General features: G+C 73.9%; 21 protein-coding genes, 1 tRNA gene and 1 pseudogene. 8 read left to right on the top strand and 15 right to left on the bottom strand.

Annotated features, from left to right (window positions below):
* The 3 genes from ACFW1I_RS31520 to ACFW1I_RS31530 form a co-directional block, all read right to left on the bottom strand.
* Positions 1 to 1,044: AAA domain-containing protein (locus ACFW1I_RS31520; RefSeq protein WP_384676330.1), on the bottom strand; the 1,044-nt coding region annotated here is incomplete at its 3' end.
* A complete protein-coding gene (locus tag ACFW1I_RS31525; protein ID WP_384676332.1) occupies positions 1,041 to 2,630 on the bottom strand; it encodes a hypothetical protein in 1,590 nt (529 codons plus the stop codon). The genes ACFW1I_RS31520 and ACFW1I_RS31525, both read right to left, overlap by 4 nt.
* Complete coding sequence (locus tag ACFW1I_RS31530; RefSeq protein ID WP_384676334.1) at positions 2,621 to 3,817, bottom strand: hypothetical protein; 1,197 nt, start codon at positions 3,815 to 3,817, stop codon at positions 2,621 to 2,623. The genes ACFW1I_RS31525 and ACFW1I_RS31530 overlap by 10 nt, the downstream gene beginning before the upstream one ends.
* A gap of 138 nt (positions 3,818 to 3,955) precedes the next feature.
* On the opposite strand from ACFW1I_RS31530, the gene ACFW1I_RS31535 reads away from it, so the two are divergent.
* A complete protein-coding gene (locus tag ACFW1I_RS31535; protein ID WP_384676336.1) occupies positions 3,956 to 4,552 on the top strand; it encodes a histidine phosphatase family protein in 597 nt (198 codons plus the stop codon).
* A gap of 10 nt (positions 4,553 to 4,562) precedes the next feature.
* Here ACFW1I_RS31535 and ACFW1I_RS31540 read toward each other — a convergent pair whose 3' ends face one another.
* Entirely contained in the window at positions 4,563 to 5,849 is a 1,287-nt protein-coding gene (locus tag ACFW1I_RS31540) for a tetratricopeptide repeat protein (protein WP_384676338.1), read from the bottom strand.
* Between the two features lie 226 nt (positions 5,850 to 6,075).
* On the opposite strand from ACFW1I_RS31540, the gene ACFW1I_RS31545 reads away from it, so the two are divergent.
* Both ACFW1I_RS31545 and ACFW1I_RS31550 read left to right on the top strand, forming a co-directional pair.
* Positions 6,076 to 6,525 (top strand): hypothetical protein, encoded by a 450-nt coding sequence (locus ACFW1I_RS31545; protein WP_384676340.1) that lies wholly within the window; start codon positions 6,076 to 6,078, stop codon positions 6,523 to 6,525.
* Positions 6,526 to 6,558: 33 nt separating this feature from the next.
* A complete protein-coding gene (locus ACFW1I_RS31550; protein WP_384676342.1) occupies positions 6,559 to 7,422 on the top strand; it encodes a spermidine synthase in 864 nt (287 codons plus the stop codon).
* A gap of 21 nt (positions 7,423 to 7,443) precedes the next feature.
* Here the strand turns inward: ACFW1I_RS31550 and ACFW1I_RS31555 are convergent, their stop codons facing one another.
* Entirely contained in the window at positions 7,444 to 8,025 is a 582-nt protein-coding gene (locus ACFW1I_RS31555; RefSeq protein WP_384676344.1) for a hypothetical protein, read from the bottom strand.
* 79 nt (positions 8,026 to 8,104) lie between these two features.
* On the opposite strand from ACFW1I_RS31555, the gene ACFW1I_RS31560 reads away from it, so the two are divergent.
* The 3 genes from ACFW1I_RS31560 to ACFW1I_RS31570 all read left to right on the top strand — a co-directional run bounded on the left by ACFW1I_RS31560 (position 8,105) and on the right by ACFW1I_RS31570 (position 11,908).
* Positions 8,105 to 8,806: a response regulator transcription factor gene (locus ACFW1I_RS31560; RefSeq protein ID WP_384676346.1), complete on the top strand. Its 702-nt coding sequence runs from the start codon at positions 8,105 to 8,107 to the stop codon at positions 8,804 to 8,806.
* Between the two features lie 16 nt (positions 8,807 to 8,822).
* A complete protein-coding gene (locus ACFW1I_RS31565) occupies positions 8,823 to 10,214 on the top strand; it encodes an ATP-binding protein (RefSeq protein WP_384676348.1) in 1,392 nt (463 codons plus the stop codon).
* 146 nt (positions 10,215 to 10,360) lie between these two features.
* The gene (locus ACFW1I_RS31570) at positions 10,361 to 11,908 is read left to right on the top strand and encodes a cellulose binding domain-containing protein (RefSeq protein WP_384676350.1); all 1,548 of its coding nucleotides are present in this window, start codon (positions 10,361 to 10,363) and stop codon (positions 11,906 to 11,908) included.
* A gap of 84 nt (positions 11,909 to 11,992) precedes the next feature.
* Here ACFW1I_RS31570 and ACFW1I_RS31575 read toward each other — a convergent pair whose 3' ends face one another.
* The 10 genes and pseudogenes from ACFW1I_RS31575 to ACFW1I_RS31620 form a co-directional block, all read right to left on the bottom strand.
* A complete protein-coding gene (locus ACFW1I_RS31575) occupies positions 11,993 to 13,636 on the bottom strand; it encodes a bifunctional aspartate transaminase/aspartate 4-decarboxylase (protein WP_384676352.1) in 1,644 nt (547 codons plus the stop codon).
* 17 nt (positions 13,637 to 13,653) lie between these two features.
* The gene (aspT, locus tag ACFW1I_RS31580; RefSeq protein WP_384676354.1) at positions 13,654 to 15,357 is read right to left on the bottom strand and encodes an aspartate-alanine antiporter; all 1,704 of its coding nucleotides are present in this window, start codon (positions 15,355 to 15,357) and stop codon (positions 13,654 to 13,656) included.
* A 17-nt stretch (positions 15,358 to 15,374) separates the two neighbouring features.
* Positions 15,375 to 17,057, bottom strand: a complete 1,683-nt coding sequence (aspT, locus tag ACFW1I_RS31585; protein ID WP_384676356.1) for an aspartate-alanine antiporter — start codon at positions 17,055 to 17,057, stop codon at positions 15,375 to 15,377.
* Positions 17,058 to 17,182: 125 nt separating this feature from the next.
* Positions 17,183 to 18,028: a carbohydrate ABC transporter permease gene (locus ACFW1I_RS31590; protein WP_384676358.1), complete on the bottom strand. Its 846-nt coding sequence runs from the start codon at positions 18,026 to 18,028 to the stop codon at positions 17,183 to 17,185.
* Positions 18,025 to 18,984 (bottom strand): carbohydrate ABC transporter permease, encoded by a 960-nt coding sequence (locus ACFW1I_RS31595; RefSeq protein ID WP_384676366.1) that lies wholly within the window; start codon positions 18,982 to 18,984, stop codon positions 18,025 to 18,027. The genes ACFW1I_RS31590 and ACFW1I_RS31595 overlap by 4 nt, the downstream gene beginning before the upstream one ends.
* A gap of 5 nt (positions 18,985 to 18,989) precedes the next feature.
* Positions 18,990 to 20,330, bottom strand: a complete 1,341-nt coding sequence (locus tag ACFW1I_RS31600; RefSeq protein ID WP_384676360.1) for an ABC transporter substrate-binding protein — start codon at positions 20,328 to 20,330, stop codon at positions 18,990 to 18,992.
* Positions 20,331 to 20,500: 170 nt separating this feature from the next.
* Positions 20,501 to 20,573: transfer RNA gene (locus ACFW1I_RS31605), tRNA-His, on the bottom strand.
* Between the two features lie 118 nt (positions 20,574 to 20,691).
* Complete coding sequence (gene orn / locus ACFW1I_RS31610; RefSeq protein ID WP_384676368.1) at positions 20,692 to 21,294, bottom strand: oligoribonuclease; 603 nt, start codon at positions 21,292 to 21,294, stop codon at positions 20,692 to 20,694.
* Between the two features lie 39 nt (positions 21,295 to 21,333).
* Positions 21,334 to 22,389, bottom strand: a pseudogene (locus ACFW1I_RS31615) (helix-turn-helix domain-containing protein); the annotation flags it as partial.
* A gap of 407 nt (positions 22,390 to 22,796) precedes the next feature.
* Entirely contained in the window at positions 22,797 to 23,180 is a 384-nt protein-coding gene (locus tag ACFW1I_RS31620; protein WP_384676362.1) for a hypothetical protein, read from the bottom strand.
* Between the two features lie 368 nt (positions 23,181 to 23,548).
* On the opposite strand from ACFW1I_RS31620, the gene ACFW1I_RS31625 reads away from it, so the two are divergent.
* Positions 23,549 to 24,070, top strand: coding sequence for a universal stress protein (locus ACFW1I_RS31625; RefSeq protein WP_123452601.1), 522 nt, complete (start codon positions 23,549 to 23,551; stop codon positions 24,068 to 24,070).
* A gap of 165 nt (positions 24,071 to 24,235) precedes the next feature.
* Positions 24,236 to 24,799 (top strand): GPR1/FUN34/YaaH family transporter, encoded by a 564-nt coding sequence (locus ACFW1I_RS31630; RefSeq protein ID WP_384676364.1) that lies wholly within the window; start codon positions 24,236 to 24,238, stop codon positions 24,797 to 24,799.
* Positions 24,800 to 24,934 lie beyond the last annotated feature (135 nt).

Consider the following 24,934-nt stretch of genomic DNA (forward strand, 5'->3'; position numbering starts at 1 on the left):
CCCCACCCCCAACCCGCCCACCCCGCCCGGGCCCGGGGGGAGGGCCGCCGCGTGGGCGGGGGGGGGGGGCCCCCCGCCCATCCGGTCCGCGGTCACCGGCACCGGCGTGTCGGAGCGCTCGCTGACCGCCGCGCCGCCCCGGTCCAGCAGGCGGCGGACCACCAGGGCGACCGCGTGGACGGCCTCCGGGTCGGTGCGCGGGGTGTGCCGGGCGGGCAGCTCCAGCAGCCCCCAGCCGGACTCGGCCGCCTCGTCCAGGACCCGGTCGGGCGCGGAGCCGTCCGACGCCACGCCGAAGGCGAGCCGGCGGTCCCCGGGGCCGGTGCCCGAACGGAACGGCGTGTACGGGTAGAAGGCGTCCGACACCAGCGGCGCCGCCGACGCCGGAAGCCGCCAGGAGACCGGCAGCCGGTGCTGCGGCAGCTCCGGGTTGTGCGCCAGCAGCGTGGAGACCGCCGAGGCCGAGGGGTCGTACGAGAGCCCCGCCCACTGGTCGGCGCCGACCACCGAGAACGGGTCCAGCTGCCCCGGGTCGCCCACGAACAGGGCCCGCTCGAAGAGCCCCGCCACGGCGAGCAGCGCGTCCGAGCGCATCTGGTACGCCTCGTCCACGATCGCGTGCGCCCACGGCTCCACGTTCTTCACGTGCGCCCACTTGGCGGCCGTCGAGATCACCACCGGCAGCCCCGCCAGGTCACCCGCCTTCGCCGACTTCCGTACGTGTTCCAGCGCGTCGAGCGCCCGGTCGTACGGGTCGCTGTCGCTGGAGTGCAGCCGGCCGACCTCCAGGTCCGGCTCCTTCTCGGCGAGCCGCAGCACCAGGTCGTCGACCTGCGCGTTGGTCTGCGCGACCACCATCAGGGGGCGGCCGGCGGCGGCCAGTTCGAGCGCGGCCCGCACCACCAACGTCGACTTGCCGGCGCCGGGCGGGGAGTCGACGACGACGCCCCGGGCGGTGCCGTGCAGGGTGCTCTCCAGGATCGCGGCGGTCGCCTCCGCGGCGGCCGCTCCGGGGTCGAGCACGGCGGGGTCGTACAGGGTCACAGCAGGTCCTCGGGGGTCACGGCGTCGGGAAGCTCGGCGTCGGCGGAGCGCGGCGGGCCGCCGTGGGTCCACGGCGTCTCCTCCGGGTCGGGCAGCTTCGGCCCCACCCGCTGGTCGTGCTCGAAGAGCGTCCAGGCGATCCGCTCGCCCTTCTCCGGCACCGTGCCCTCCGCGGGGTCCTTCGACCGGCCCATCTTGTCCAGCAGCCGCAGCACCAGGGAGCCGTCCTCCTCGCGGCGGACGAACTCCGCCGACTGCGGCTTGCCGCCCAGCGAGCGGTACACCTTCACGCCCTCGTCCAGATGCGGCCGGTCCTCCGTGCGGACCGTCAGCAGCGGGCGCGGCGCGGGCCGCTTCGACTCCGTCCAGGCCAGGGTCACCTCGGTGACCTCGCCGGTGAACGCCTCCCCGGACAGCCGCCGCCCGGCGAGCACCAGCGGATCGTCCAGTGCCTCCTGGGCGTCCAGCTGCCCTTGCGCCTGCTCGCGCGCGGCGAGCTTGGCGGCGGCGGTCACGGCGTCGTCGCGGCGCGGCTGCGGCGGCTCCCCGGCGGTGATCCGGTCCCGGTGCGCGGTGAAGGACCAGCGGTCCCGGGTCCACCGGTCGGCGACCCGCGACCCCTCGGGCAGCTCCCGCAGCAGGCCGAGCGCCCGCCAGGTCGCGTCCCAGGTCGGCTTCAGCTGCGAGCCGACGAGCCGGCGCACCTCGCGCTCGGCCCGGTGCAGGCCGGCCAGGGCCGCGTCGGCGCTCTCGCCGTCCTCGGCGGCGCCGACGGCCTGCCGGGCCCGGTCGTACGCCTCGATCGCGGGCGCGAGCAGCCGGTTGTCGAAGGCCGGGTCGGTCGCCGGGCCGGCCGGCGGGCACAGCAACTGCCCCTCCGCGTCCCGCCCCAGCTCGGCCCGGTACGCCGCGCGGGCGCCGGACTCGCCCTCCGGCGGGTCGATCCAGGCGAGCAGCGCCCCCAGGTGCTGGTTCTCCAGGGAGGACTGCCCGGTCGCCCAGTGCCGGTTGAGCAGGTCCGTCGCCGCGAGCAGCAGCGAGGAGCCCGGCACCCGGGCCCGCTCGCCGAAGTGGGTCAGCCAGCGGCCGAGCAGCGGCACCCGCGGGGGCGCCGGGTACGGCGTGTCCGGGTCCTGTTCGGCGGTGCGCCGGAACCGGGTCGACCGCCCCAGGAGGCGTACGTACTCGATCCCGGCCCGGCTCGGCACGATCAGCTGCGGCGCGTCCGCGCACAGCTCGACCTCGACCTTCGCCTTCTTCCCGGTCTCCGGGTCCGTCTCGTTCCTCTCCACCAGCTCCACGGCGGCCGCGTACCCGTCGACGTACGGCAGCACCTCCTCGGCCAGCTCGGCGAGGAACGCGAAGCGCAGCTCGCGGTCCCGCGGCTGGGGGACCACCAGGAGCCGCGGCTCCTCCGGGTCGGTGCCGACCAGCGCGCCGAGCGGGGCGCCCGCCTCGCCCGCGGTGGTCAGCGGCACGAGGACGAGCGGCCGCTCGCCGAGGTGCCGGTGCCGGACGGTCGCCAGGGGCTGTGCCCGGCCCGCCTCCACGGCCTCCATCCGGGCCAGGTGCGCGATCAGCGACATGCGGCGGCCTCCGTCAGCGCTTCCTGCCGCAGCGCCCACGCCCGGCGCAGCGCCGCCACCGCCGGGTCCTCCGGGTCGCCCTCCCCCGAGCTCTCGGCTTCGCTGGAGCAGGGGGTGCCCCCACCGCCGCGGGCGGCGGCGAGCACCGCGCCGACCGTGGTCAGCCCGCCGAGCTCGCCCCGGACCGACCGGCCCAGGGTCTGCACCGCGTCCGCCTCCCGGGCCCGCGCCCGGCAGTGGAAACCCAGCTCGCAGGCGGCCAGGCACTCCGGCGCGTAGGCGTGCGGGACCGCCTCCACGGCGGCCGCCAGCTCCTCCGCCGAACGGCCCTTCACGTCGAAGCTCAGCCCCTCGGGCAGCGCGTCGGCGATCTCCTCGATGCGGGTCAGCCGCTCCAGCTGGCGCCGGGTCACCGCCCGCTGCTTGCGCACGTCGACCACGGAGGCCGTCGGCAGGTTCGAGAAGTCCTTCGGGCAGACCAGCAGCACCGACCGGCCGACCTCGGCGCCCTCGGTGAGCGCCGCGACCCGCTCCAGCGCCAGCACGTACACGGCCGCCTGCCGGGCCGCCGCCCCCACCTTCGCCGCGTCCGCGGACCCGTCCACCATCGGGAACGACTTGATCTCGACGACCGTCCACCGCCCGGCCGGGTCCACCACCACCGCGTCCGGCTCCAGGTGCACGGGCGACCCCGCCACCTCCAGGGTCAGCAGCGGATGGTCGAGCAGCGTCCACCCGCCGGCCGCGGTCGCCTCGCGCAGCGCCAGCGCCGTCCGCGCGGTCCGCCCCTCGGGCCCGGACGCCGACAGATCGGGTACGGCGACGGCCCCCGGGTCCTCGACGCCGAGGAGCCGCAGCAGCTCCCGCCCGCCGTCCGCCTTGACCTTCGCCTCGAAGCTGTTGCCCCGCACGATCGCGAACTGCGACTGGCCGAACGGCGCCGGCGAGCCGAGCCGCGACGCGAGCGCCCCCTTGTCCACCCCGGCGCCGTCGAGCAGCGCCCGGCGCCGGCACCCCGGATTCGCGGCCAGCGCGGCCAGCGCCCGCGCGTCCAGCGGGCGCGGCGGAACCGCCGGCCCGCGCAGCTCGGCGAGTCTCTCCCGCGTCCTGCGGCGGCTCGCCGGGGTCGGCACGGGGTCCGTCGTGTGCGGCGGCCGTGACCCGCCGTCGTCCAGGGATGCGCTCACCCGCGGAAGTGTCGCATCCGCCACTGACAACGCGGGGGCGTTCCGGCCCGGGGACACCGGGAGTTCGCGCCCGGGCCGCCTGCGCGATGATGAGGGGACCCGCCCCATCCGCGTCGCACCCCCAGGAGAGCTCCACCCATGGCACCGCGCATCCTGCTCGCCCGTCACGGCCAGACCGAGTGGTCGCTCCTCGGACGCCACACCGGCAGGACCGACATCCCCCTGCTCGACGAGGGCCGGCGCGGCGCCAAGCTGCTCGGCGAGCGCCTGCACCGGGGGCCCTGGCAGGGCCTGCCCGGCGTCGAGGTGCGCACCAGCCCGCTGGTCCGCGCGCGCGAGACCTGCGACCTGGCCGGTTTCGGCGACCGCGCGGAGCCCTGGGACGCCCTGATGGAGTGGGACTACGGCGCCTACGACGGCCTCACCCCGGCGCAGATCCACGCCACCCGCCCGGACTGGCTGATCTGGCGCGACGGCGTCCTGGAGGGCGAGTCGCTGGCCGAGCTGTCCGCCCGCGCCGACGAGGTCGTCGCGTGGGCCCGATCGGCCGACCGGGACGTCCTGGTCTTCGCCCACGGCCACATCCTCCGCTCGATCGGTGCCCGCTGGCTCGGCGAGGACGTGTCCTTCGCCGCCCGCATCCGCCTGGACCCGACGAGCCTCTCGGTCCTCGGCTGGGCGTACGGGGCGCCGGCGATCGAGCGCTGGAACGACACGGGGCACTTGGAGGGCTGACCCCGGACGCTCAGGCACCCGTCAGGATGAGTCGCGTCTCGGCCAGCAGCCCCCGGATCCGCGCCGACGCGATCCCGTCCATCGAGTCCGCCACCCGCCGCGCCTCCGCCTCCGCCTCGTCGCGGCGGCCGGCGCGGGCGAGGTGGCCGGCGAGCTGGGCGCGGTAGAGGGCGAGGTTGCGGGCGAAGCGGGGGTGCTGGAGGACGGTGGCCCGGTGGGAGTGGCGGGCGGCGCGGCTCCAGTCGCCGAGGGCGGCCCAGCAGTGGGACTCCAGGGCCTCCAGTTCGGGTTCGCCGAAGAAGGACATCCACTCGGGGTCCTGGTCGGCGTGGCCGCGGCCGAAGTGGTCGTGGGCGCGGCCGAGGCACTCCTCCGCGGAGGAGCGGTCGCCGATCCCGGCCCAGGCGGCGGCCTCGCGCAGGGAGAGCAGGGCGAGCAGCCGGGGGGAGTCGAGCGGCGCGGCGGCCCGCAGTCCGGCCTGCGCGGCGCGGACGGCCTCGCGGTAGCGGCCGGTGTCGCGGGCGAGGAAGGAGGTGTTGCAGAAGGCGTGCGCCTCCAGGGCCGCGTTCCCGGAGACCCGCGCGGTGGCGAGGGCCTCGGCGTAGTGGGAGCGGGCGTCCTCGTGGCGGCCCGAGTCGTGGGCGAGCCAGCCGACGGAGAGCGACAGCTCCCCGGCGCCGGCGAGCAGCCGGTCCTCGGTGGAGCGGCGGGCCGCGGTGCCCCGGTCGAGCAGCGCGTAGGCGGTGCGGAGCGGCTGGGCGGCGACCTTGTAGAGGCCGTCGGCGCCGTGCCGGTCGTCCAGCAGGCGGATCTCCCGCACGGCGTCCTCGACGGCGAGGACCTCGGCCTCGCCGATGCGGTGGGAGCCGCGGGGGCTGGGGATCGCGGCGGCGGTGGAGCCGAGTCCCCAGGAGGCGGCCGCCAGGGTGGCGGTGCCGCTCGTCATGAATGCGCGACGCAGCACGTCGCTCTCCTCATCGTTCCGGGTCGGGAGGGCGGGGGGCCCCGAGGCCCCGGCCGGGGCGGCCTGCCGTCGGCCGCGTACCGCCTCCCGTGCGGAGAAACCCAGGTCGGCAAGGGTCAGCCCGGGGAACATGTGCAGGAAGACCCGCTCGTACGCGTAGTTCGGGCAGCGGATCTCGCCCGCCTCCACGCGCCCGATGTAGCGGGCGTCGCACGCGACCTGTTCGCCGATCTCCCGTGCCGCCCGGCGGACCGAGGCGGCGAACTCCGCCGGGGAGTGCTGTCCGCGGAGCCGTCGGAAGGCGAGATTGGGAACTGCCCGTGACATGGCCATGGCCGAGCCCTCTCCTGGTGCTGCCGGGTGTTCCGGCGGCATGAACGTACCTGCTGTGACCGGATGCGTACGCTGAGTTTGGCTACAAATCGGATATCTCGCCTGCGATCTGCCATGAACTGCCATCCTTTGCGGCGGCGTGCCGCCGTAGCCGTTGACGCGCACGGGCGTTGAACCGTATGGGAGAGACGGAACGTGTCTCCTTCCGGGAAGCGAGGAGGGGTCCATGTCCGAGAACGCCGCGCCTTTCGAGACGACCGTGACGACCGCGATGCCCGTGCCGGCCCCGCCGGCCACCGGGCCCGACGAGCCCTGCGACCTGGTGACCGTGCCCGCCCGGCAGGGCCTGGAGGCCGTCGACATCCTGCGCCGCCGCGGCGCCCCCGCCGTCGGGCCCGTCCTCCACGACGGCGCCTGCGACACGCTCGGCTTCCTCGTCCCGCCCGGCACCGCCGCCGCCTGGGACCTCCCCGGCAGCGCCTGCACCCGCACCTCCGGCCGCGGCCTGCGCCTGCCCGAACTCCCCGAACTGCCCGAGCCCGCGGGCGACGCCCCCCGCCCGGCCGGCTGGCTGCTGCCCCCCGGCGACACCGGACCGGTCACCGACCCCGCCGTCCTGCGCCGCGCCCTCGGCGAGGCCGCCCGCCTCATCGAGGCCGCCGACGGCTGTCACTGAAGCAGCCGGCCGGTTCCGTCCGATAATGGGCGGATGGCCAGGAACAAGCAGCGCGAGCGGGCGGCGGCCGACGCCGTCTCCGAGACCGTCGACGGCGGGCTCGCCGAACTCATACCCGACCGCGACCGCCCCCGCGCCTGGACGCTGCTCCTCGACGGCGCCCCGCAGTCCCACGTGGACCTCGACGACCCCGCCGCGCTCACCTTCGAGTACCAGCGCCGGCTCGGCCACGTCGCCGACCTCGCCGCCCCGCCCGGCCGCCCCCTCCAGGCCGTGCACCTCGGCGGCGGCGCCTTCACCCTCGCCCGGTACGTCGCCGCGACCCGGCCCCGCTCCACCCAGCAGGTCGTCGAGATCGACGAACCCCTCGTCCGCCTCGTCCGCCGCGAGCTGCCGCTCGACCCCGGCGCCCGGATCCGGGTCCGCGCGACCGACGCCCGCGCCGGGCTCGCCAAGGTCCCGGACGGCTGGGCCGACCTGATCATCGCGGACGTCTTCCGCGGCGCCCGCACCCCCGCCCACCTCACCAGCACCGAGTTCCTGGACGAGGTGCGGCGCGCGCTGCGGCCCGGAGGCACGTACGCCGCCAACCTCGCCGACGGCCCGCCGCTCGCCCACCTCCGCGGCCAGATCGCCACCGCCGCCGCCGTCTTCCCCGAACTGGCCCTGATCGCCGACCCGACCGTGCTCCGCGGGCGCCGCTTCGGCAACGCGGTCCTGGTCGCCTCCGACCGCGAACTCCCGGTCGCCGACCTCACCCGCCGGGTCGCCACCGACCCGCACCCCGGCCGCGTCGAACACGGCCGCCCGCTGGCCGACTTCACCGGCGGCGCGGCCCCGGTCACCGACACGACCGCGAAGGCGTCACCCGCCCCACCGCCCTCCGTCTTCCGCTAGGACACGGCCCAGGTCACGCGGTCAGTTCACGCGGTCGTCGATCTCCACCCGGGGGGCCGAGTCGTGCCAGAGGCAGAAGACCGAGATCTCGCGGTCGCCCTGGGTGAAGGTCACCCGGATCCACGTCGGCTGCTTCCACACCTGCATCCGCCAGCCCGCGGCCGGGACCGCAGAGACCAGTTCGGCGGAGGTCTCGCCGAGGTCGAACGTCACCCGGCCGCCCTCGGACGGGTAGCTCTGGACCTGCGAGGACGAGCCCGGCGGGGGCGGCGGAGCCGTGGTCGGGGCGGGGGTGGTCCGGGGCGCGGCCGGGCGGGTGGACCCCGTGGAGCCGGCCGTCGGCGTCGGCGTGGACGGCGGGGGAGTGGTGGCCGGACGCGGGGCCGCCGGACGGCTGGTCGAGGACGTCACCGGGTCGCCGACGGCCGTCTCGGCGGGCGCGGGACCGGCCGGGGTGCCCACCGGCAGCGGCAGGGCGCGCGGCGGGTCGTAGACCGTGCCGGACAGCACCGTGTGCACTCCCCACCAGGAGAGCGTGACCGCCGCGCCGGTGGCGAGCGACCAGGCCAGGGCGTGAACGAGTCCTCTTCGCATCCGGGCCATAGTGCACCACGCCGGTCCGGCGCGTACCGGGAGGCGGGGAGTGACCGGGGCGTCCCCCGGATGGCGTACGGTGCCGCCCATGGCAAGTGTGCTCGTGGTCGAGGACGACCAGTTCGTGCGCTCCGCCCTCATCCGCCAGCTGACGGAAGCCTCCTACACGGTACGGAGCGTCGGCACGGCCCTGGAGGCGCTGCGCGAGGTCGCCCATTTCCGCTTCGACGTGGTCGTGCTGGACCTCGGACTGCCCGACCTGGACGGGTCCGAGGCGCTGAAGATGCTGCGCGGCATCACCGACGTACCGGTGATCATCGCGACCGCCCGGGACGACGAGGCGGAGATCGTCCGGCTGCTGCACGCCGGCGCCGACGACTACCTCGTCAAGCCGTTCTCCGTCGAGCACCTCACCGCCCGGATGGCCGCCGTGCTCCGCCGCGCCCGCGCCGTCTCCGGGGAGCCAGCGCCGACCACCGAGATCCGGGTCGGCGGGCTCGCCATCGACCCGCTGCGCCGCCAGGCCGAACTCGACGGCGTCCCCCTCGACCTGACCCGGCGCGAGTTCGACCTGCTCGCCTTCCTCGCCGGCCGGCCCGGCGTCGTCGTCCCGCGCAAGGAACTGCTCGCCGAGGTGTGGCAGCAGGCGTACGGGGACGACCAGACCATCGACGTCCACCTGTCGTGGCTGCGGCGGAAGCTGGGCGAGACGGCCGCCCGGCCCCGCTACCTGCACACCCTGCGCGGCGTCGGCGTGAAGCTGGAACCGCCCCGGGAGCACCAGCCGTGAGACGGGAGCAGCAGCCGTGAGATGGGCGCTCGTGAAGGTGTCGTTGGCCGTCACCGCCATGGTCGTCATCGCCTTCGCCGTCCCCCTCGGCCTGGTCGTCAAGGAGATGGCCCGCGACCGGGCCTTCTCCAACGCCGAGCGGCGGTCGTCCGGGCTCGCCCCGGTCCTCGCGATCACCACCGACCGGGGGGAGCTGGAGAAGGCCGTCGCCTCCACGGAGGACGGCGCCGCCGGCCGGCTCGCCGTGCACGTCCCGCCCGCCGCCCCCGACGGCCAGGCCCTGGAGATCGGCACCCGCCGGGCCGACCCCGCCGAACTGACCGCCACCCGCACCCTCGGCCGCGCCTCCATCGCCGAGGTCCCCGGCGGCTACGCCCTGCTCCAGCCCACCGCGCTCAGCTCCGGCCAGGTCGCCGTCGTCGAGCTCTTCGTCCCCGAGGGCGAGGTCACCAACGGCGTCGCCACCGCCTGGCTCGTCCTCGCCGGCGTCGGCGTCGCCCTGATCGTCGGCTCCCTCGCCGTCGCCGACCGGCTCGGCGTCCGCATGGTCCGCCCCGCCCAGCGCCTCGCCCGCGCGGCCCACGAACTCGGCGAGGGCCGGCTCGGCGTCCGGGTCGCCGAGGAGGGCCCGCCCGAACTCAAGTCGGCGGCCGTCGCCTTCAACTCCATGGCCGACCAGGTCGTCCAGCTCCTCGCCAACGAACGGGAACTCGCCGCCGACCTCTCCCACCGGCTGCGCACCCCGCTCACCGTGCTCCGCCTCAACGCCGCCTCGCTCGGCTCCGGCCCCGCCGCCGACCAGACCCGCGCCGCCGTGGAGCAGCTGGAGCGCGAGGTGGACACCATCATCCGCACCGCCCGCGAGGCGAAGCCGCAGACCACCCCGCCGACCGGCCCCGGCGCGGGCTGCGACGCCGCCGCGGTGGTGCGCGAGCGCATGGAGTTCTGGTCCGCGCTCGCCGAGGACGAGGGGCGGCTGGTCCGCCTCGCCGGCGTGGAGCGGCCGGTCCGCATCCCGGTGGCGCGCCCCGAACTCGTCGCCGCCCTCGACGCCCTGCTCGGCAACGTCTTCCGGCACACCCCGGAGGGCACCGCCTTCTCCGTCGACGTCCACAACGGCGAGGACGCGGTCATCGTCCTCGTCTCGGACGCGGGGCCCGGCATCGCCGACCCGGACGCGGCGCTCGCCCGCGGCAACAGCGGCACCCGGGCCGGCTCCACCGGCCTCGGCCTCGACATCGTGCGCCGCATGGCCGAGGCCACCGGCGGCGACGTCCGGATCGGCCGCTCGGTCCTCGGCGGCACCGAGGTGCGCATCTGGATCGGGCTCGGCGGACACCGCCCCGGCGGCGCCGAGGGCCGCCGCTCGCACCGCCCGGCCCGCCGCCGCAAGGCCCCGCGGCGCTGAACCTTTGCCCGTGGTGATGGCTCCCTTAAGCGGAGCCTAAGAATCCCAACCATGGTCCGCCGTACGGCAATTGTCCGTTTCCCCGGCGCTAGCGTGCTGCCCGCACCCCCCACCGCACCCCCCCCCGCACCACGGAGGCAGCACCCATGGGCAGCAACGCGCACCGGCGCAGGACCAGCGGCCGTACGAAGGCCGTCGGCGCGGTCGTCGCGGCCGCGATCACCGGGGGCACGGTCTTCGCCCTCACCGGCACCGCCCAGGCCGCCGCCGTCGGCGCCGCCTACACCCGGACCAGCTCCTGGACCGGCGGCTACACCGGCCAGTACGTGATCACCAACGAGACCTCCGCCGCCCAGTCCGACTGGACGCTGGAGTTCGACCTGCCCGCCGGGACCACCATCGGCTCCCTGTGGAACGGCGACCACACCGTCTCGGGCCGGCACGTCACCGTGAAGCCCGCGAGCTGGAACCGGCAGCTCGCCCCCGGCCAGTCCGTCACCGTCGGTTTCGTGACCTCGGCGGCCGGACAGGCCGGGGACCCCTCCGGCTGCCTCATCAACCAGGTCGGCTGCTCCGCCGGCGGCCCCGCCCCCACCCCCAGCGGCCGCCCCACCGACCAGCCCACCGCGACCGCGAGCCCGAAGCCCACCGCGACCGCCACCACGAGTCCGAAGCCGACCCCCACGGCCACGGCGACCGCGACGGCCACCACACCCCCGAAGCCGACCCCGACCCCGACCACGGCGCCCCCCACCACCCCGCCCCCCACCACGGCGCCCCCGACCACCCCGCCGGCCGCCGCCACCGCCAAGTACGCCCCGTACGTCGACACCTCGCTCTACCCCTCGTACGACCTGCTCGCCACCGCAGACGCCACCGGGGTGAAGGAGTTCAACCTCGCCTTCATCACCTCCGGCGGGTCCTGCGCCCCCCTGTGGGGCGGTGTCACCGGACTCGCCGACGACAAGGTGGCCGCCCAGATCGGCGCCCTGCGCGCCAAGGGCGGCGACGTCCGGGTCTCCTTCGGCGGCGCCGCCGGCCACGAGCTGGCGCTGAACTGCGCGAGCGCCGCCGACCTGGCGAAGGCGTACGGCAAGGTCGTCGACCAGTACCGGCTCACCAAGGTCGACTTCGACGTGGAGGGCGCCGCCCTCCCCGACACGGCCGCCAACACCCGCCGCGCCCAGGCCATCGCCCAGCTGCAGAAGAGCCACCCCGGCCTGAACGTCTCCTTCACCCTGCCGGTGATGCCCGAGGGCCTGACCCAGCCCGGGGTGAGCCTGCTCGCCGACGCGAAGAAGAACGGCGTCCGGATCGACGCGGTCAACATCATGGCGATGGACTACGGCCCCGCCTACAGCGGCGACATGGGCACCTACGCCGTCCAGGCCGCCACGGCGACCCAGGCCCAGCTGAAGGGCGTCCTCGGGCTCTCCGACGCGGCCGCCTGGAAGACCGTCGCGGTCACCCCCATGATCGGCGTGAACGACGTCGTCAGCGAGGTCTTCACGGTCGACGACGCCACCCAGCTGGTCGACTTCGCGAAGTCCAAGGGGATCGGCTGGCTGTCGATGTGGTCCTCGACCCGCGACAAGCAGTGCGCGGCCGGCGCCGTGAACCACGCGGACGCCACCTGCTCCTCGATCCTCCAGCAGCCGCTGGCCTTCACGAAGGCCTTCGCCGCCTACCGGTAGGCCACCCCGTCCCCCCACACCGCGTGCCCCGGCCGGAGACACCCCACCCCCGGCCGGGGCGCGCTTCCCTCTTCCCCGGACGCGCTACGCGTTCTTCCACTCCGCCGAGTAGTCGTCGAAGATCGCCCGCAGATGGTGGCCGATCTTCAGGTAGTCGAGGTCGTCCAGGTTGGCGAGGGAGACCCGGACCGACCACTCGGGGCCGTCGAAGCCGCCGCCGTTGAGGAGGACGACGCCGGTCTGCTCGGCGAGCCGGAACAGCGGGTCGACGGGCTCGTAGTTCTTCTCCAGGAAGTCGGCGAAGTCCTTCCCGTGGACCCGTTCGGCCTCGGCCAGGAGGTCCAGCTCGATGTAGTAGCCGGCCCGCTCGTCGTCGTCGGCGATCTTCATCCGGGCGCCTTCGAGGAGCAGGTCGAGCCGCTGCCGCACGATCGCCCGCAGCCGCTCCTTGTACTCCTGGCCCTCCGGCAGCATGTCGAAGAGGGAGAACAGGGTCATCATGACCTGCTGCGGCAGCGACAGGCCGGCGGTGTGGTTGAGGGCCACCTGCCGGGAGTCCGCGACCAGCCGGTCGATGAACCTGATCTTCTCCGGCTCCAGGCTCAGGCTCCCGTACCGCTTGTTCAGCCGCTCCTTCTCGGCCGCCGGGAGCTCCGCGATCATCCGGTCGATGACGTTGTCGTCGTTGAGGCCGATGACGCCGAGCCGCCAGCCGGTGGCGCCGTAGTGCTTCGAGTACGAGTACACGAGCAGGGTGTTGTGCGGCAGGTCGGCGGCGATCGAGCGGAAGCCGGGGACGAAGGTGCCGTAGACGTCGTCGGTGACGATGACCAGGTTCGGGTTCTTCTCGGCGACGATCTCCTTGATCTGGTCCGCCACCCGCCGGCTCAGCGCCAGGGACGGCGGGTTGGAGGGGTTGACCAGGCAGAGCAGCTTGACCGAGGGGTCCTCCAGCTTGGCGACCTCCTCCGCCGGGTAGCGCCACTCGCGGACGCCGGTCTCGGCGAAGAGGGAGGCGTCGACGTGGACGACGTCGAACTCGTACGCGTCCAGCTCGGGGATCTCGATGTACGGGGTGAAGACCGGCACCATCAGGGCGATCCGGTCGCCCTTCTTCAGGATGCCGTTCTGCATCAGCGAGTCGAAGACGTAGCACATGGCGGCGGTGCCGCCCTCGGTGGCGAAGTAGGAGACGTTCCCGGCGGGCGGGCGGCGGTCGAACAGCTCGTCGTCGACGTAGCCGCGGACGATCTGCTCGGTGTGGGTGAGGATCCGGTCCGGCACCGGGTAGTTGTCGCCGATCGAGCTGTCGGTGAGCTCGTGGACGAAGGCGTCCTTGTCGAAGCCGAAGCGCTCGACGGCGTACTCGACCGACCTCTTCAGCAGTTCGATGCCGGGCAGGTCCGGGTGCTGCCGCACGAAGGTGTCGAAGCGGGCGCCGGATCCCCGGAGTTCGGGCATGCCGCCGAGGTCGTCGGCGGTCCACACCCGGCGGGACTCGGCGAGCGCGAAGTAGCCGAGGGCGTGGAAGGCCTCACGGGGGCTGGTGGCGGTCCAGTTCGGGTTGCCGCGGCCCGCGTTGAGCATCTGGACCGAGGACTTGCCCTTCTGGCCCGGCTCGCCGGCCTGGGCCGCCTTGGCGATGGTGATGAACTTGTCCTTCAGCTCGAACGGCGAGAGCTGCGCGAAGGACTTGATCTCCTCGCGGGTGAACGTGGTCTTGGGCATGGGACGTCCTTCGCTGGTCAGTGGTTGAGGATGACGATCACGGCGCCCCAGATGGTCAGCAGCACGTTGCCCACCGCGTAGGGGATCGTGTAACCGAGCGTGGGGATCTGGGACCTGGACTGTTCGTTGATCGCGCCGATCGCCGCGGTCGTGGTCTGGCCGCCGGCCAGCACGCCCATCAGGATCGGGAAGCGGATCCTCTGGACGTAGTGGCCGACGAGGAAGCCGACGACCAGCGGGACCAGGGTGGCGACCGCGCCCCACAGGAGCAGCCCCCAGCCGGCCGTGGACAGGCCGCTGGTGAAGCTCGGGCCGGCGTTGATGCCGACGACGGCGACGAAGGCGCAGAGCCCGAAGGTGTCCATGAACCACTGGGCGCCCGGCGGCACGTTCCCGTACGTCGGGTACTTGCCGCGGATCCAGCCGAAGACCAGGCCCATGATCAGTGCGCCGCCGGAGGTCGACAGCGAGATCGGCACGCCGGAGACGGTGAGCGCCGGGATGCCGACGCAGCCGCCGAGGAAGACGCCGAGGCCGACCCAGAGCATGTCGGTGGCGAAGGAGGTCGGCACCGGCTTGCCGATCGCCGTCCCGGCCGGGTCCACGAGCCGCTTCGGGCCGGTGAGGACCACGGTGTCGCCGCGCTCGATCTTCGTCGAGAGGCGGTAGGGGAACTCGGAGCCGGAGCGGTAGATCCTGTCGATGTAGACGCCGACCATGAAGGGCTCGCGGCGCAGCTCGGCGACGGTCCTGCCGAGCTGTTCCTTGTTCGAGGCGACGACGTGCAGCGACTCGGTCTCGTAGCCGAGCAGTTCGACGTCGTCGGTCTCGGGGCCGATGTGGGTGCGGGCGTCGAAGTCGACGAGGGAGCCGCGCAGGGCGGAGACGGCGACGGTGTCGCCCGCGCGGAGCACGGTCCCCTGGTCGTGGGGGAGGATCGTGCCGTCGCGCCGCACCCGGGTGAGGTAGATGCGGTGGCCCAGCTCCTTCTGCTGGTTCTCGAAGTCGTCGATGGTGCGGCCGACCAGGTCGGGGCGCTGGATCGTGTACGCGCGGAGCACGACCTCGTAGTAGCCCTCGGCGAGGTCGGGGTTGTCGCCGGGGGCGTCCAGCTCCTTGGCGAGCTGTGCGGACTCGGCGGCCAGGTCCCGCTTGTAGAGGCGGGGGAGGACGTTGGCGAGGAGGATGGCGCACAGGATGGTGCCGAGCGGGTAGGTGACCGCGTACCCGATCGCGACCAGGTTCTCCTCGGTCTTCATCTGGTCGGCGGAGAGCCCGGGGAGGTTGCCGATGGCGTCCTGGGCGACGCCGATGACGGCGGACTGGGTGAGCGCGCCGCCGAGCAGGCCGGCCGAGAGGCCGGGGCCGTACCCCAGCATCACGGCGAAGCCCCAGGAGACCAGCAGGCCGGTGACGCAGACGACGACCGCGTTGACGACCTGCGGCAGTCCGTCCTTCTTCAGGCCGCGGAAGAACTGGGGGCCGACCTTGTAGCCGAGGGCGAAGAGGAAGAGGGTGAAGAAGAGGTTCTTCACCGTCGCGTCGATGGTGATCTCGAACTGGGCGCCGAGCAGCAGGCCCGCGACGAGGCAGCCGGTGACCGCGCCCAGGGCGATCGCCTTGTAGCGCAGCTTTCCGAAGAGGAAGCCGAGGGCGACGGTGAGGAAGACGAGCAGTTCGGGGTGGGGCTGGAAGATGTTCCGGTTCAGGAAGTCGATCATGAAGGTGGGGCCGCCTCTCAGGCTCCGAGGATGCCGACCAGCAGGGGGCCGGTGAGCGGGAGCAGGAAGTTGGAGAGGGTGTACGTGATCGTGTAGCCGAGCATCGGGACCGAGCTCTGCGCGACCTGGGTGATCGAGGTGATCGCCGGTGTCGAGCACTGCTGGCCCGCGATGGCGCCGATCAGCAGCGGTTTCTCGATCCTCAGCAGCTTGCGGCCGACGACCAGCGAGATCGTCGCCGGGACGAGGACCATGGCGATGCCCGCGAACGGCAGCAGTGCCCCGTACTCCTTGAGCAGCGGCCCCGCCTGCGGGCCCGAGACCAGGCCGGTGCAGGCGATGAAGATGGCCAGGCCCATGTCCTTCAGGGTGGTCGCGGCCTGCGGGGGGAAGGCGCCGAAGGTCTGGGTGCGGGAGCGGAACCAGCCGAAGAGCAGGCCGGAGATCAGACAGCCGCCGCCGGTGCCCAGTGACATCGGGACGTCGCCGAACTCCACCACGACCTGGCCGAGGAGGGAGCCGGCGGCGATGCCGAGGCCCAGGTAGATGAAGTCGGTGGCGTCGTTCTTCACGATCGAGCCGACCTTGGAGGCGAGCCGGCCGAGCGAGGAGCGGGCGCCCACCAGGGTGAGCACGTCGCCGCGGTGGACGACGGTCTCCGGGGTGGCGGGCAGATGCGCCTCGTTGCGCAGCACGTCGGTGACGTAGACGCCGCCGGAGGCGATCTCCGGGTGCTCGGTGGTCAGCTGGTCCAGGGACTTGCCGTCCGCCGCCCTGTCGGTGAGCGAGACCTGGGTGGTGGCGAGCGGGGTGTCGAGGCCCGGGACCGCCGGGGTCTCGGGGCCGATCAGCCGGCCCGCCTCGATGATGTTGGCCCGCCGGCCGACCGTGAGGACGAGGTCGGAGAGGGTCAGCTCGAAGTCGGGCGGGGGAGGGGTGAGGATCTCGCTGCCCCGCTTCACCGCCTCGACGGTGACCCGGCTGCCGAATTGCCGCTCCAGGTCGGAGACCTTGGCGCCGTCGGCGAGGGTGACGAGGAAGGTCCGGCCGACCATGCCGGGCAGCGCCACCCGCTCGTCGGCCTCCAGGCCGCCGCCGGAGCCCCGCATCCGCTCCCACAGCGCGCGGGAGGCGTCGCGGAGGTTGATCCGCAGCAGCATCGGCATGATCTGGCTGGTGTAGATCACGATGGTGACCAGGCCGAAGAGGTAGCAGACCGTGTACGCGGTGGCCACATGGCCCTGGTACTGGGTGATCTGCTCCTGCGTCAGGTCGGACAGCTTGCCGATGGCCTCGGTGGCGGTGCCGACGACCGCGGACTCGGTGGCGGCGCCGGCCAGGATGCCGGCGGCGGTGCCGACGTCCAGGTCGAACGCCTCGGCGAGGCCGAGGGCGATGCCGACGACCGAGACGACCTCGATGAGGCAGAGCGTGAAGAAGCGCAGGCTCTTCCGGTTGAGGTTGGCGAAGAACTGGGGGCCGGCCAGATAGCCGAGCGAGAAGATGAAGAGCGCGAAGAAGATCGTCTTGACGTCGTCGGAGACGGTGACCTTCGCCCAGGCGCCCATGAGCAGCGAGACGATCAGCGTCCCGCAGATGCCGCCGAGGGTGATGGGTCCGACCCGGAGCTTGCCGAGCAGATAGCCGGCGGCGAGGCAGAGGAAGAGGGCGAGTTCGGGATGGTCGCGCAGGACTCCCATCCGGCCTCACCCCACCCACATGGGGCAATAACCATTCAATCTGGACATAAGGGGACGCTAGCAGTGGCGGATCCGCACAGGATCACCGCCACGCCCGTCCGGGTGAACGCTCCTTTCCGGGCCCGTCACCCCTTCACCGCACCCCGCATCACCCCGCCCACGATCTGCCGCCCGAACAGCGCCAGCACCACGAGCAGCGGCAGCGTCCCCAGCAGCGCCCCCGCCATCACCACCGAGGTGTCCGGCACATAGCCCCGCCCGAGCCCGGTCAGCGCCACCTGCACCGTCGGACTGCCCGTCTGGGTGAGCGCCAGGACCGGCCAGAAGAAGTCGTTCCACGCCGCCACGAACGACAGCATCCCCAGCACCGCCATCGCCGGCCGCGCCGCCGGCAGCACCAGGTGCCACACCACCCGCAGCGTCCCCGCCCCGTCCATCCGCGCCGCTTCGAGCAGCTCCGGCGGCAGCGCCCGCAGCAGGTGCTGGCGCATGTAGAAGACGCCGAAGGCGGAGACCAGCGAGGGCAGCACCACCGCCTGGAGCCGGTCCGTCCACCCCAGCCGGGCGATCAGCAGATACAGCGGGACGACCCCGAGCTGCGGCGGGATCAGCATCGTCGCCCCCACCAGGAGCAGCAGCGGCCCCCGGAGGCGGAACCGCAGCCGGGCGAAGGCGAACCCGGCCAGCGTCGAGAAGAGCACCGTCCCCACCGCCACCGATCCCGCCACCACGGCGGTGTTGGCCAGCGCCTCGCCCATCCCGCCCTCGTCCCAGGCCACCGACAGGTTCCGCCCCAGGTTCCGCCCGAACCAGAACGGCGGCGGGCTCTCCGCGAGCCGCCCGCTCGTCCGCGAGGCCGCCACCGCCGTCCACAGCAGCGGGAAGACGGACACCACCGTGAACAGGCCGAGCAGCAGATACGTCCCCCACCCCGCCCGCTCGTACGACTCCGAGCCCGGACGCCCCGTCACCGCCGCACACCCTTCCCGCGGACCAGCCGCACCACCCCGAACAACACCACCAGGAGCAGCAGCATCGCCCAGGCGATCGCCGCCGCCCGCCCCAGATGGAGGTTCACCCAGCCCTGCTCGTACAGATAGAGACCCAGCGTCTGATACTGGTGGTCGGCGCCGCCCGAGGCGCCCGCCCCGCTGCTGAAGAGCAGCGGCTCGCCGAAGAGCTGCACCGCCCCGATCGTCGACACCAGCCCCGTGAACGCCAGCGCCGGCCGCAGCCCCGGCAGCGTCACGTGCCAGAACCGCCGCCACCGCGGGGCCCCGTCCAGCGCCGCCGCCTCGTACAGCTCCGGCGGGATCGTCTGCATCGCCGCCAGATAGATCAGCGCGTTGTAGCCGGTCCAGCGCCAGACCACGATCGACGCCACCGCGAACTTCGACGCCCACGGGCCGTTCTGCCAGTCCACCGGATCCAGCCCGACCAGCCCGATCGCCCAGTTCACCATCCCCTGGTCGCGCCCGTAGAAGAGCGCGAAGACCAGCGTCGCCGCCGCCACCGAGGTCGCGTACGGGGCCAGCGCCGCCACCCGGAAGAAGAGCCGGCCGCGCAGCCGGGCGTCGAGCAGCTGGGCCGCGCCGAGCGCCAGCAGCAGCTGCGGGACCGTCGCGAGCACCCCGATCAGCACCGTGTTCGCCAGCGCGTTCCAGAAGAACTCGTCGGTGAGCAGCCGGGCGTAATTGTGCGCGCCCACCCACTCCCGGGCCTCCGGCGCCGTCAGCTCCACCCGGAACAGAGAGGTCCACGCCGTCGCCGCCAGCGGGAACAGCCCGAAGGCCCCGAACAGCAGGAAGAAGGGGGCGATCAGCACGTACGGCGCCGCCCGCGACCGCAGCCGGCCGAGCCGCTCCCGCCGCGCCCGGCCCGCCGGCGCCACCGGCGCGAGCGCCCGCTCCACCACGTCCTCGGCCATCCGGCTCACCGGTCCAGGGCGTTGTCGATGGCCTTCATCGCCGCCCGCCAGGCCGACTCCGGCGACCGGCCCGTCTGGTCGACCTGGAGCATCCCGGTGTCGGACAGGATCTGGTTCACCAGTCCGTCCTTCGGCCCGACCGGCGCCACCGGCACCCCCCTGGCCGCCGCCGAGTAGATCCGGCCCACCGGCGCGTCGCCGAAGTACGGGTGCCGCGCCTCCCGCACCTGCGGCAGGCCGAAGGCGGCCTCGGCGCTGGGGAAGCTGCCGCGCCGCTCGAAGAGCACCGCCTGCTGCTCGGGCGCGGTCAGCCAGGCCGCCAGCTCCGCCGCCTCCTCGACGTGCGCCCCGGCCTCCGGGACGACCAGGAAGGAGCCGCCCCAGTTGCCCGGCCGGGGCGCCTCGGCGATCTCCCACTTCCCCCGGCCGTCCGGGCCGCCCTTGTCCTGGATGTAGCCGAGCATCCAGGCGGGGCAGGCGATCGAGGCGAACCGGCCGTGCGCGAAGCCCTGGTCCCAGTCGGGGGTGAACTGCTGGAGGCGGGCGGTCAGCCCGTGCTCCGCGAACCGGGCGCCGAGGTCCCAGGCGGCCCGTACGGCGGGGTTGGTGGCCACCACGAGCCGGCCCTCGGCGTCGTAGTAGCGCAGCTTCGCGCCGGAGATCACGGCGGCCATCACCCCGGACGCGGAGTCGGTGAACGCCACCCCCTCGGGGGCCCGCGCGGCGAACCGGCGGCCCGTCTCCAGGTACTTCCGCCAGTCCCCGGCCCACAGTCGGCCGACCTCCTCCCGGTCGGTGGGCAGCCCGGCGGCGGCGAAGTGGTCCTTGCGGTAGCAGACGGCCAGCGGCCCGATGTCGGTGCCGAGGCCCAGCACCCGCCCGTCCCCGGTCCGCGCCTGCGCCCACTTCCAGGGCAGGAAGGCGCTCTCGTCCACCCCGGGCGCGTGCGCCAGGTCGGCCAGCCGCCCCGCCTGGGTGTCGACGACCTCGGCGATGTTGCCGACCTCGACGGCCTGGACGTCGGCGAGCCCGGCGCCGGCCGTGAGGTGGGTGAGCAGCTGCGGGTAGTAGACGTCGGCGCGGGCGAGGGAGGTCTGCCGGATCGCGATGTCCGGGTGGAGCCGCATGTACGTGTCGTAGAGCCCGGCCTCCTTGAGGCCGAAGGTCCCGTAGACCCCGACGGTGAGCGTCACCGGGCGCCCCGATCCGTCCACGGCCTCGCCGGAGCCGGCGGCCGGCGGCACGGGCGGATCGGTGGCGCAGCCGCCCAGGAGCGCGGCGGTCAGCAGCAGGGCGAGGGCCGGCCGGCGCCGGCCCCGTGGTCGTGTCGCGGTCCTCCACCCCATGGACCCCGACCGTAGGCGGCGGGGGCGGGCCGCCCGGCGGGGCGCCGCCGGGCGCCCGGCCCGGCTCACCCGTTCGGCCCACGCGCGGCGGCGAACCCCTCGTGACCTGCAGCGGGAACGCGAAAACGACCGAGGCCCCGGTTCTCACGAACCAGGGCCTCGGCCATCAGGGTGAGTAACGGGACTCGAACCCGCGACATCCTGGACCACAACCAGGTGCTCTACCAGCTGAGCTATACCCACCACGACCGGCGGTTTTCCCGAAGGTTTCCCCGACCGGCCGAGAAGAAGTCTACAGGGTTCCGAGGGGTGCTCGCGCACACGTTTTCCCCGGGTGCGCGAGCGAGCCCTCCAGGGGGTGCTACTCCGCCGGGACGACGTGCCGGGCCGCGATCTCCCGCGCGGTCTCCGAGTCGGGACCGGGCTGCGGCACGAAGACCGCCTCGCGGTAGTAGCGCAGCTCGGCGATGGACTCGCGGATGTCGGCGAGCGCCCGGTGGTTGCCGTTCTTCTCCGGACTGTTGAAGTACGCCCTCGGGTACCAGCGGCGCGCCAGCTCCTTGACCGAGGACACATCGACGATCCGGTAGTGCAGGTGACTCTCCAGGGCGGGCATGTCCCGGGCGAGGAAGCCGCGGTCGGTGGAGACCGAGTTCCCGCACAGCGGGGCCTTGCCGGGCTCCTTCACGTGCTCGCGGATGTACGCGAGGACCTGCGCCTCCGCGTCGGCCAGCGTGGTGCCGCCGGGCAGCGCGTCGAGCAGACCGGAGGCCGTGTGCATCTGGCGCACGATCTCCGGCATGGTCTCCAGGGCACGGTCCGGAGGGCGGATCACGATGTCCACGCCTTCGCCGAGCACGTTCAGTTCCGAGTCGGTGACCAGCGCGGCCACCTCGATGAGTGCGTCGTCCGTCAGCGAGAGCCCGGTCATCTCGCAGTCGATCCACACCATGCGATCGTTCATGCGTCCTACCTTAGGCGGGAACGGCGGGGAGGCGACGCCCGCGGGCACCACCGGCTCCAGGACCGCCGTCGCCGCCTCGCTCTGCGGCCGCCGGGCCCGGTACGCCGCCCGGTAGGCCGCCGGCGAGGAGCCGAGCTGCCGCCGGAAGTGGCCGCGCAGGGCCACCGGCGAGCGGAAGCCGCAGCGCCCCGCGACCTCGTCCACCGAGTAGTCCGACGTCTCCAGGAGCCGCTGCGCCTGGAGCACCCGCTGGGTGATCAGCCACTGCAGCGGCGCGGAGCCGGTCAGCGAGCGGAAGCGGCGGTCGAAGGTCCGCCGTGACATGTACGCACGGGCCGCCAGGGTCTCCACGTCGAACTGCTCGTGGAGGTGCTCCAGCGCCCAGGCCACGACCTCGGCGAGCGGGTCGGAGCCGATCTCCTCGGGTAAAGACCTGTCGAGGTAGCGCTCCTGACCGCCGCTGCGCCGCGGCGGGACGACCAGCCGGCGCGCCAGCGCGCCCGCGGCCTCGGTGCCGTGGTCGGTCCGCACGATGTGCAGACACAGATCGATTCCGGCCGCGGTGCCGGCGGAGGTCAGCACGTCCCCGTCGTCGACGAAGAGCTCCCGCGGGTCCACGTGGACCGACGGGTAGCGCTTGGCGAGCGTCGGCGCGTACATCCAGTGCGTGGTCGCCGGGCGGCCGTCGAGCAGGCCGGCCGCGGCGAGGACGAACGCCCCGGTGCACAGGCCGACGATCCTCGCCCCCTCCTCGTGCGCCCGGCGGAGCGCTTCGAGCGCCTCCGGCGGCGGCGGCGAGGTGATCGAACGCCAGGCGGGGACGACGACCGTCCCGGCGCGGCCGATCGCCTCCAGGCCGTACGGCGCGGTGAGTTCGAGCCCGCCCGTGGTCCGCAGGGGGCCCTCCTCACCGGCGCAGACGAGCAGCCGGTAGCGCGGCACGCCGGCGTCCTGCCGGTCGATGCCGAACACGGAGAGCGGGATGGAGCTCTCGAAGATGGGGCCGCCGCTGAACAGCAGCACCGCGACGACTTCGCGACGGCGTCGCCCGGACAGCTTCCGTGCGACCTCCGGTGCGGCGGAGTCCTGGCTCATGGCGCTAAGCCCCCCTCGGTGTTCGCGTCTCCCTGGTCGTGTCGCTGTGCCACGTTTCCCCTCGGTTTTGCACGAGACCCCAGTCTTCGGTACCCATGATCGAATCTACTGTGTCCCGTGGCGCCGGCGTGACAACTTCTCCATCCGGCACATTGTCGACAAGGCCACTTGGCGTGAAGCGATCGATCGCCGGGTGATCGGCCGGAGGGGCCCCCGAAGGGGCTCCGGGGTGGCGAAGTGGCCGTACGCGACGGGTGCGCCCCCATGGTGCAGGGTTTTTCCGGGGGAGCGGGGAGGGGTTGGCGTACCGTTTCGGCAAGGACGCGCCGGGAACTTCAAGTTGGCTGAAAACATATGGGATCGGCTGTGCGAACCTGTCAACTCGACGGGGGTCGCCGAGCCCCTTCTCAGCCCCGGCGGCGCCCCCCGGCGCCCGTGCCGCCCGCCGCGCCCTCGGTGCGCAGCCCCCGCTCCGCCCGGCGCAGCAGCAGCCGGCACGCGGCCGTCACCGACACGAGCCCGAGCGCGGCCCCGCCGGCCCCGCCCAGCGAGGTCCCGAAGGCGATCAGCACCAGCGGGACGAGGGCGCAGCAGAAGACGGCCCAGCGGACCACGTCGTCGGCCGCCGCCCCCGGCTCCGCCCCCACGTCCCCCCGCGGACCCGCTCCCGGCCCGGCCGGTCCGCCCGTCTCCGGGGCGACGGGCGCCGCGGGGCCCGGCACCCGGGCGCGACGACGGGAGCGGGCGGAGGGGGCGGACGCGGTGGGGGCGGGGGTGGACGGTACGGGCACGGGCGGTCTCCCTGCGGCGGTGATCCGGACCTGAGGGGAACGAGGAACGGAACGCTCCGGTCACTCTGAGCGACGCCCGTTCGGCCCTGGCGGGCGCGGCCGGGGGACGCCTGTAGGGCACATCCGGCATTGCCAGATGGTGAACCCTTCGTGCATCCTCCGGAGGACACCGCGCGCGCCGAGCCGCGCACGGGCGGTCAGCACGCCGGGTGCGGCACGGCGGGCCCTGGGCAGGAGAGGAGTGTCGCCGTACCCTTGCGGGTATGGGGTTGGGAAGATGATTCCCGGACACAGAGCTCCGCCGCCACCCGTTGTTCCGCTCCCCTCCACCGTCCCTTCCCACGAGGACTTCCCTAGCCGAGACACCGATGGCCGGTCACGAATTCCCCGAACCCGCGGACCGCAAGCGCGTCGCCGACTCCACGGTCGACCCCCTCGCGGTGGAACAGCCACGCCACGCCTGCGACCCGGCCTTCCGGCACGGAGTGGTCGTCGGCTTCGACGGCTCCACGTCCAGTGAGCGCGCCCTGGCGTACGCCATCGGCATGGCCCGGCGCTCCGGCTCCGGCCTGATCATCGTGCACGTCGCGAACCGGCTCCCCACCACCGTCTGGGCCGGCTGCGAGCCGCCCGTCTTCGTCGACGTCCCGGACCACCGCACCGAGGTGCTGGGGCTGGAGCTGGCCTGCGCCGACCACCTCTCCGAGGTGCCGTGGATCCTGGTGGAGCGCGGCGGGGACATCTGCCACGAGCTGGAGGAGGTCGGCCGCGAGTACTCGGCCGACGCGATCGTGGTGGGCTCGACGCACGGGATCGTCGGGCGGATCTTCGGCTCGGTGGCCGGCCGGCTCGCGCGGCGCGCGCAGCGGCCCGTGATCGTCATCCCCTGACCTCCTCCCGGTCCCGTCCGTCACACCTGACTCTCCCTCAACTCCCTTGCCGAGGCGATAATTTCTGCCCGCCTCAGGTGATTTGTGCGCTTGTGAAGGGTAGCTAAAGAGCACCGGAACACAGCAGCTCACGCGGCATCACCGCTCGTTCGAAGGGAGCCCCACGTGAACAAGGACGTCGCGTCGGGGAACGGCACCTCCACGCTCGGAAACCTCGCACTCGGACTGACCCTCCTGGCCTTCGGCCTGGGCGGCACCGGTGTGCTCGACAACGTCGCGGCAGCCGATGCCGCGGGCCTCGCCACCTGGGTCGGCGGCGTGGCGCTCTTCCTGGTCGGCCTGCTCGCCCTGCGCGCGGGCAGCACCGGCGACGGCACGGCCTTCACGGCGCTCGGCGCCTTCTGGTTCACCTGGGGGACCGGAGTCGGCGGCGGGGCCTCGGCGGACGCGGCCGGACTCTTCCTGCTCCTGTGGGCGCTCCTGGCGCTCACGCTGACGCTGGCCGCCTCGGGCGGCGGGCTCTTCGGGCAGGGCGTCTACGGCCTGCTGTTCCTCGCCCTGCTGCTCTCGGGCATCGCCGCGCTGGCGGGCAACGAGGGCCTCGGCAAGGCGGGCGGCTGGGTGGCCGCGCTGGCCGGCCTCGCGGCCTGGTACGGCGCCACGGCGGCCGTGGCCGGCTGGCCGGCCCTGGGCCGCGCGAGCAGCGGCAGCACGGCGGCAGCGGCGTAACCCTGCTGCGTAACGGAAGAGGGAAGCAGAACGGCCCCCCCCCCCCCGCGGCGCCCCGGCGGCGGGCTTTGGGTTGGCCGGGGGGCGGCGGCGGGCGGGCCCCCCGGCGGGCCCCCGGGGGGGGCCCCGGGGCCC

Source organism: Streptomyces sp. NPDC058955 (assembly GCF_042741435.1).
GTDB lineage: Bacteria > Actinomycetota > Actinomycetes > Streptomycetales > Streptomycetaceae > Streptomyces.